At 68.0% G+C, this 7,178-nt stretch carries 7 protein-coding genes; 6 read left to right on the top strand and 1 reads right to left on the bottom strand.

What is annotated here, in order from left to right; genetic code table 11:
• The first annotated feature begins 322 nt into the window (after positions 1 to 322).
• Together ACYSUO_RS39630 and ACYSUO_RS39635 are read left to right on the top strand one after the other, a co-directional pair.
• A complete protein-coding gene (locus tag ACYSUO_RS39630) occupies positions 323 to 493 on the top strand; it encodes a hypothetical protein (RefSeq protein WP_461781057.1) in 171 nt (56 codons plus the stop codon).
• Between the two features lie 78 nt (positions 494 to 571).
• Positions 572 to 1,363 (top strand): transposase family protein, encoded by a 792-nt coding sequence (locus tag ACYSUO_RS39635; protein ID WP_461781058.1) that lies wholly within the window; start codon positions 572 to 574, stop codon positions 1,361 to 1,363.
• A gap of 280 nt (positions 1,364 to 1,643) precedes the next feature.
• On the opposite strand, the gene ACYSUO_RS39640 is transcribed toward ACYSUO_RS39635, so the two are convergent.
• Positions 1,644 to 2,243, bottom strand: coding sequence for a TetR/AcrR family transcriptional regulator (locus tag ACYSUO_RS39640; protein ID WP_461781059.1), 600 nt, complete (start codon positions 2,241 to 2,243; stop codon positions 1,644 to 1,646).
• Between the two features lie 341 nt (positions 2,244 to 2,584).
• Between ACYSUO_RS39640 and ACYSUO_RS39645 the strand changes: the two genes are divergently transcribed.
• The 4 genes from ACYSUO_RS39645 to ACYSUO_RS39660 all read left to right on the top strand — a co-directional run bounded on the left by ACYSUO_RS39645 (position 2,585) and on the right by ACYSUO_RS39660 (position 7,018).
• Positions 2,585 to 3,451 carry an ABC transporter substrate-binding protein gene (locus tag ACYSUO_RS39645; protein WP_461781060.1) on the top strand — a complete coding sequence of 289 codons (867 nt, stop codon included), beginning with the start codon at positions 2,585 to 2,587 and terminating at the stop codon, positions 3,449 to 3,451.
• Between the two features lie 44 nt (positions 3,452 to 3,495).
• On the top strand, positions 3,496 to 5,025 hold the full coding sequence (locus tag ACYSUO_RS39650) for a bifunctional 3-(3-hydroxy-phenyl)propionate/3-hydroxycinnamic acid hydroxylase (RefSeq protein ID WP_461781061.1): 1,530 nt from the start codon (positions 3,496 to 3,498) through the stop codon (positions 5,023 to 5,025).
• Complete coding sequence (locus ACYSUO_RS39655) at positions 5,018 to 5,974, top strand: VOC family protein (protein WP_461781062.1); 957 nt, start codon at positions 5,018 to 5,020, stop codon at positions 5,972 to 5,974. Before ACYSUO_RS39650 ends, ACYSUO_RS39655 begins: the two co-directional genes overlap by 8 nt.
• Positions 5,975 to 6,061: 87 nt before the next feature.
• Entirely contained in the window at positions 6,062 to 7,018 is a 957-nt protein-coding gene (locus ACYSUO_RS39660) for a fumarylacetoacetate hydrolase family protein (RefSeq protein WP_461781063.1), read from the top strand.
• Positions 7,019 to 7,178 lie beyond the last annotated feature (160 nt).

Here is a 7,178-nt window from a genome sequence, read left to right on the forward strand (position 1 = left end):
GGTCGACCTCCATCGAGTAGCGCAATGGCGCGGACGAACGCATTCCGTGCCGAGCGCGGAGGCGGTTGCACCGCTCACCGTGTTGCCGCCTCTTTCCGGCGACTTCGACCCGAACGGTGCAATGCGGGCCCCATGGCCGACCCTCCACCGTGATCGCATCGAAGGGAGGTCTGGCGGGAATGCTTCGACTCCGTCAAACCCCGCGTGAGCAGCGGCTTTCCGGACACTGCCCCGTCCAGGTCCGGCCCCCCGACCGGTAGGTCGTCCTCGATCACGACCGCGCGCCCAGGCCGAACAGTCACGTCGCCGACTCGTGCGGTTCATGGCTCAGGACGACGTCTTCGGCTTCGGTGTGCACTTCGCCGACCAGCAACTCGGCACCGTGGACGACACGCGCGGCTGGCGCCTGTGGGGGTACGAGGGCACCGGTAGGAGCCCCGTCACACCTTTGAGCGGGAGCAGCGGCGGTTGCGCGTACTGGCCCGGTCAATGAGCCCGTTCCAACTTGCCGGATGAGCTTGCCCGTTGGGCTGAAGGCGCGAAGAGGCCCCTGGTAGAAGGGTTTTCGACCATGCGAACCGGATCCACCAGAGGCTTCGCGTGCTTGTCTACCGCCGGCATCGACCTGTCCACCCCCACTCTGCGCTTCCTGGCCGGCCGATTGCGCACTCGCCATCGACTCCAGGGCACGCGGTGCCGGCGCCTGCCGCCGGGCCGCCGAGCCCTGCTCGTCCTGGCGCACCTGCGAAAGGGCGATACCTACGCCCAGCTCGCCGCCGGATTCGGCATCGGCACCGCCACGGCCTACCGCTACATCCGAGAGGCGATCGAGATCCTGGCCACCCTCGCCCCGACGCTGGAGCAGGCATCGGAAGCGGCTCGCCGGAAAGCGTTCCTGATCCTCGACGGCACCCTCCTGCCGATCGACCGGATCGCCGCCGGCCGCCCGTACTGCTCCGGCAAGGCCAAGCGGCACGGGATGAATGTGCAGGTCATCGCCGACCCGCCGGGCAAACTGCTGTGGGCCTCGCCCGCCTTGCCCGGTGCCACGCACGACCTGACCGCCGCCCGCACCACCGGGATCATCGACGCCCTGGCCATGACCGGACTGACGACCTGGGCCGGCCGCGCGTGCCAGGCTGCGGGACGGCATATCCGGGTGCCGATCCGCGGCCGGAAGCTCAAGCGGTGGCAACGCCGCCACAACACAACCCACGCCAAGATCCGGTGCGTCGGCGAACAAGCCGTAGCCACGCTGAAGGGCTGGCCAGTCCTCCGCAAGATCCGGTGCAGCACGAATCGGACCACCGACCTCGTTCGTGCCATCCTCACCCTTCATCTGGCCAGGTCAGAGGGCAGATGAAATGAACTCACGCTCCCTCGCTGGCGACCTGGTGGGCGAGTGCCGTCGAGGGAGTCGTCGTGAACCGTCGGGGTCTGCGCAATCCTGGCTTACTGATCGCTGCCGCGGAGGGCCTGAGGAGTGCAGGCGGACGGAGCAGGCTGCGGTCGTGATCGGCGCGGAACGGGGCCGCGGTGGCGGTCATGGCTGACACCCCTTCCTCGGCTCCTCGGTCACAGCCCACACCCTCACCCGGAACTGTGGGCGGTTCAACCACCGCGCGCGGAGAAGCACGGAGAGGTCAGGTGCTCCCGACCTCGACCGAGTGGGCTGCCAGGCCGCGGATTCCCAGGTCGACGAGTTGCTCGGCGAGCGCGTCGTTGAGCGGGCTGATGCCGAAGAGCAGGTGGAAGTAGACCGGCGCATAGAACAGTTGGGCTGCCGCACTCGGGTCGAGGTCGGAGCGGAAGACGCCTTCGTCGATGCCGCGCCGCATCAACTTCTCGACCGCTGCGGCGCGTTCGTTCCAGAATCTGCCGCGGAAGTCGGCGATCGTCTCGGGGTCGTACTGTCCTTCGGCCACGATCTGCGCGACGAGCGTGCCCATGGGGCCGGCGTACTGGGAGATCAGTGCCTTGAGGTGCGCGAGGAGTGCCTCGCGGACGGGCACCCCTTCGGGGATTCGGGTGTGTGCGAGGTGGTTCTCCATAAAGGCGTCGATGACGACGGCGCCCTTGCTGGGCCACCACCGGTAGATCGTCGCCTTGCTGACCTTGGCCCGCTTGGCGATTGCCTCCATGGTCAGCTTCTGCACCGTGATGGCTCGTCGGCCATCACGGACGAGCAGGTCCATGGTCGCGTCGAGGATTGCTCGGCGACTCGATTCGCTTCGTACAGCCACAGGGGAAAAATACCTCGGACGCGACCGTAGTTCTCGCGTCAGCGCGCGACTGGCCCTCCATGTTACCTCACAAATGATACGAGACGTATCGAATGTGTAGTGGTGGTGCAGGAAGTCGAGGCGGTACCCACCCCCAATGAGTCAGCCATCTGTGGCGGAGGCCACTCTCCCGCCGCGTGAAGGGGGAGAAACGCTGCCTAATCGCCCGCGTTGAACGCCTCATGGGCCGGGGGGTTGGCCGGAGTGTCCGCCCTCGCAGGGGTGGGATGAGGTTCATTGGATGCGAAACGTATCGTTTCGAATGTAGAGTCGCGTCACCTCTTGTAGGGAAGGAGCGCCCCATGACGGTGTGCTTTCGACAGGCGGTTTTCGTGCCGCCTTCGGTCTGTGTCGTCGCCGAGGAGTTGGGGTTCTACGCCGACGTGGGCGTGGATGTCGAGACCGTGTTCATCGAGTCGTCGACGGATCAGCGGGACCGGTTGCTGAGCGGGAACGTGGATGTGGGTGTGACGGCCATGGACAACCTCGTGGTCTGGAACGCCGGCGGCGGCGGTCTTCGGATCGTGGCCCAGGTGGAGTCGACGACACCGCTGGAACTGCTCGCCAGGCCGTCGGTGGAAAGAGTGGAGGGGCTGCGCGGTGCGGTGCTGGGTGTCGACGCCGTGGACAACGGGTTCGCGGTGGTGCTGCGCCATCTGCTCGCCCGGCGTGGACTGTCCGCCGCCGACTGCACGCTGCTGCCCGTAGGCGGTGTGCGTGAGCGCTGGGAAGCACTGCGTACGGGATCGATCGATGCGACCTTGCTGGGGCCGCCGTTGGATGAGCTGGCGGCCGAGGCGGGCTTCGTGTCACTGGCTGCCGTGGAGGCGGAGGTACCTGACTACCCCGGACAGGGAGTGGTCGCGGGACCGGCAGCACGGAAGGCGGGCGGCGACGGGCTCCCGCGGTATCTGACGTCACTGGAAGCGGCGCGGCAGTGGCTCTGTGACGCCCCCGACGAGCAGGTACGGGAGCTGTTGGCGCGGGGTGGTCACGGGCCTGCCTCGGTGCGAGCGGCATTGCGCACGCGCCCGAAGTCACTGGTTCCGTCACGTGCGGGACTTGAGCGGATCTTGGCGATGCGCGACGGGCTCGGCCTGCTGCCCCGGCCTGCGCCTGGCCTTAGGGATCTGTACGACGACGGGCCCCTCGGCGGAGTGCACAAGTAAGAGCGGTACTTCCAACAAGTACCAGAGAAGAACAGGGAGATGTGGTGTCGCAAGACTGCGAAGTCCTGGTCGTCGGCGGTGGCCCGGTAGGGGTGAAGATGCTGGCCGAGCTGGGCCATGCCGGCGTGCGGGCCGTCGGTATCGAGATGTGGCCCGAGATGTGGAGGCAGGCTCGGGCGGTGCACTTCGACGCCGAGGCGATGCGCTCGTTCCAGTCGATCGGCCTCGCCGCGCAGGTTTCCGAACTGACAAGCCCGATGCGGCATTACCGGATGGAGAACGAGGCCGGGGACACCCTGCTGTCCTTCGCGACCGGGCAGTGGGGGCCGCAGGCATGGCACGGTGAAAACCTCTTCCACCAGCCGGAGATCGACGCTCTGCTGCGTGCAGAGGTCGAACGGCTGCCCGGTGTGGAACTCCGGCTCGGAACGACGCTCCTGGAGATCGACCAGGACGATGACGGTGTCCACTGCCACGTCGAGACGGCCGACGGTACGCGGCAGACGATCACGGCGCGCTGGGTCGTGGCCTGCGACGGCGCCAACTCCACGGTCCGGGATTCACTCGGCATTCCCGTCGAGAACCTCGGCGTGGACGATCCGTGGCTCGTCGCCGACGGGCAGCTGCACGGGGCCCTGGACATGGAGGGCGACATGGTGCTGCTGGGCCGGCACACGCGGCCGGCCCTGTTCATCCGGCTCCCCGGCGACCGTGCCCGCATCGAGCTCAAAGTGCTGCCGGGAGACGACCCGGACGAAATCATCACGCCCGCGGGAATCGCCCGGCTGAGCAAGGGTCTTCTCACGCCCGACAACTTCACCCCCGACCGTCGCTCCATCTACACCTTCCGCGCCCGGGTCGCGGAGAGGTGGCGCGTGGGCAACGTGTTCCTCGCGGGCGACGCCGCGCACCAGGCGCCGCCGCTGTTCGGCCAGGGCCTGTGCGCGGGGATGCGGGACGTGTCGAACCTCGTGTGGAAGCTCCGGCTGGTCGCCAGCGGCAGGGCGCCCGAATCCCTGCTCGACACCTATGAGTCCGAGCGCCGCCCGCACGCCTGGTACTGGGTCAACGAGGCGGCGGTGATGGCCAATCTCGTCCAGACCACCGACCCCGAGGTCGCCTCGCAGCGAGATGCTTTCGTTCTCGCCGAACCCGAGAAAGGTTTCCCGGCGGACCCGGCTCTCGGCCCCGGCCTGCACGCCGGGGCCGCCGTCCCCGAGGCCGGCCGCCTGTCGATTCAGCCGATGCTGCCGGACGGCACCCGTCTCGATGATCTCGTCGGCCGCCGGTTCCTACTGGCTGCCACGCCTCAACTCCTCGCGGAACTAACCGGGTTCGTACGGACCGCACTGGAGGGCGATCCGGAGATCGCCGTGCTCACTTCTCCGGAACACGTCGGCGCGCTGCTCGACAGCGTGGTGTCGCCGGCTGTTCTGGTTCGTCCCGACCGATACGTGCTCGGGACCGCGCAGTCGGCGCGGAGCCTCACAGAGCTGCTCCGCCTGCTGCCGCTCGGGTCCGGGCTCCCGGATTCGTCTCTTGCCGCCACTACTTCTGGAGTTCGTCATGTCTGAGAGTCCGATCAGTTCGATCAGTCCGATCACGCATTTGCGGCATGTGGATATCGCGGTGCAGGACTATGAGAAGCAGGTGGCCTTCTATGAGGAGAAGTGGGGGTTGGTGAAGGCCGGGTCGGACGGTGATGTCACGTATTTCGCGGCGGAGGGGTCGCCGGAGCAGTACGTGATCCGGGTGCGCCGGGCGCAGGACAAGCGGCTGGACCTGGTGTCCTATGGCGCCGCGGACCGGGAAACGGTGGACGCTCTGGCGGTGCGGCTGGCCCGCGGGGGTGTGCGGTTGGTGGGGGAGCCGGACGTGCTGCAGACACCGGGCGGCGGCTACGGTTTCCGGTTCTTCGACGTGGAGGGCCGCACGGTCGAGGTGTCCACGGAGGTGGCGGCGCGACGGCACCGGCGGATCGAGGAGCGCGAGGACATCCCGGTGCGGCTGTCGCATGTGGTGCTGAACTCGCCGGAGCCGGAGAAGCTGCAGGCGTTCTACGAGAAGTTCCTGGATTTCCGGCTGACGGACACGAATGTGCATCCGAAGCTGGGCGGGATCATGTGGTTCATGCGGTGCAATCCGCAGCACCACTCGATGGCGATCGCGCGGTGCCCGCATGTGTCGCTGCATCATGCGTCGTTCGAGATGCGCGGCCTGGACGAGTACATGCGGGGCAGCGGCCGGCTGATGCGGGACGGTGTGTACAAGGTGTGGGGCCCGGGCCGGCACCGGGCGGGGGACAACACGTTCACGTACTTCCATGACCCGAACGGGAACACGATGGAGTACACGACGGAGCTGGAGACCCTGGACGAGGACTCCTGGCATCCGCACCTGTACTCGACGGACGATCCGGAGACATCGGATCAGTGGGGTACCTCGAACCCGATGAACGATTTCGTGTCCCGGGAGATGTTCAACGATCCCGACCGCGGCCTGTTCACCCCGCCCCCGGTATGACACCAGACGTAGGAGACCAGGGTGGGCCGCCGCCCCTGCTTCGGCAGCCCACCCTCCCCCCGCCATCATCAAGAAGTCGAGGACACGATGAGCATCACACCCTTCTCCTTGGGGACCTTCGCCGAAGCAACTGACAGCCCGTTCCCCGGAATTGTCGTGGACGGAAAGGTGTACGACACCCGGACCGTGCTGCCCGCAGCCGCCACCACCCGGGACCTGCTCGCCGACTGGGAGACGGCGCTCGAAGCGCTTCAGTCTCTCGCCGACGCGCCCGAAGCCGGCTCGGGGCGGCCGGTCGGCGACCTGCGGGTGCTGGCACCGGTCCAGCCGCCCGGGCAGATCATCGCCGCCGGCGCCAACTACCGCGAGCACGTCATCCAGATCACCGTCGCCCACCGCCTGGGCAAAGCGGACGCCACCGCGGAGGAACTGCGCGAGCAGGCCGCCCGCGAGGTCGACGAGCGCCGGGCGAACGGCGATCCCTACGTGTGGATCGGCGTCCCCTCGGCCATCAACGGGCCCTACGACGATGTCGTCCTGCCCTCCCTCGGCGAGAACCACGACTGGGAACTCGAACTGGGCGTGATCATCGGCCGCGAGGCGCGCGAGGTGAGCCCCGCCGAGGCGCTCGACCACGTCGCGGGCTACACCATCTGCAATGACCTGACGACGCGCAGTCTCGTGCCCCGCCCGGAGATCCCCATGATGGGCACGGACTGGATGCGCTCCAAGAACCAGCCCGGCTTCTACCCCACGGGGCCGTACGTGGTGCCCGCGCGCTTCGTGCCCGACCCGCAGGACCTGGACATCACGCTGAAGCTCAACGGCAAGGTCATGCAGAAGGGCAACACGGGCGACATGATCTTCGACATCGCCTCGCTCATCTCGTACGCCTCCCACCGCCTGGTCCTGCAGCCGGGCGACATGCTCATCACCGGCTCACCGGAGGGCAACGGCTCCCACTACGGGCGGTTCCTGCGTGCGGGCGACGTGATGGAGAGCGAGATCACCGGCCTCGGTACGCAGCGCACCGTGTGCAGCTAGGCATCGCCGGAGCCGTCCCTGCGGGGCCACCCGGTGGCCCCCCCCCCCGGGGGGGGGGCCCACCCCCAAGGGGAGACAAGTGTGTTTGGGTGAGAAACCCCACCCCCCCCCCCCCCCCAAACCCGGGGACGGGCGGCCGCGGGGGGCGCCCGGGCACCCC

Source organism: Streptomyces sp. UC4497, from assembly GCF_054871485.1.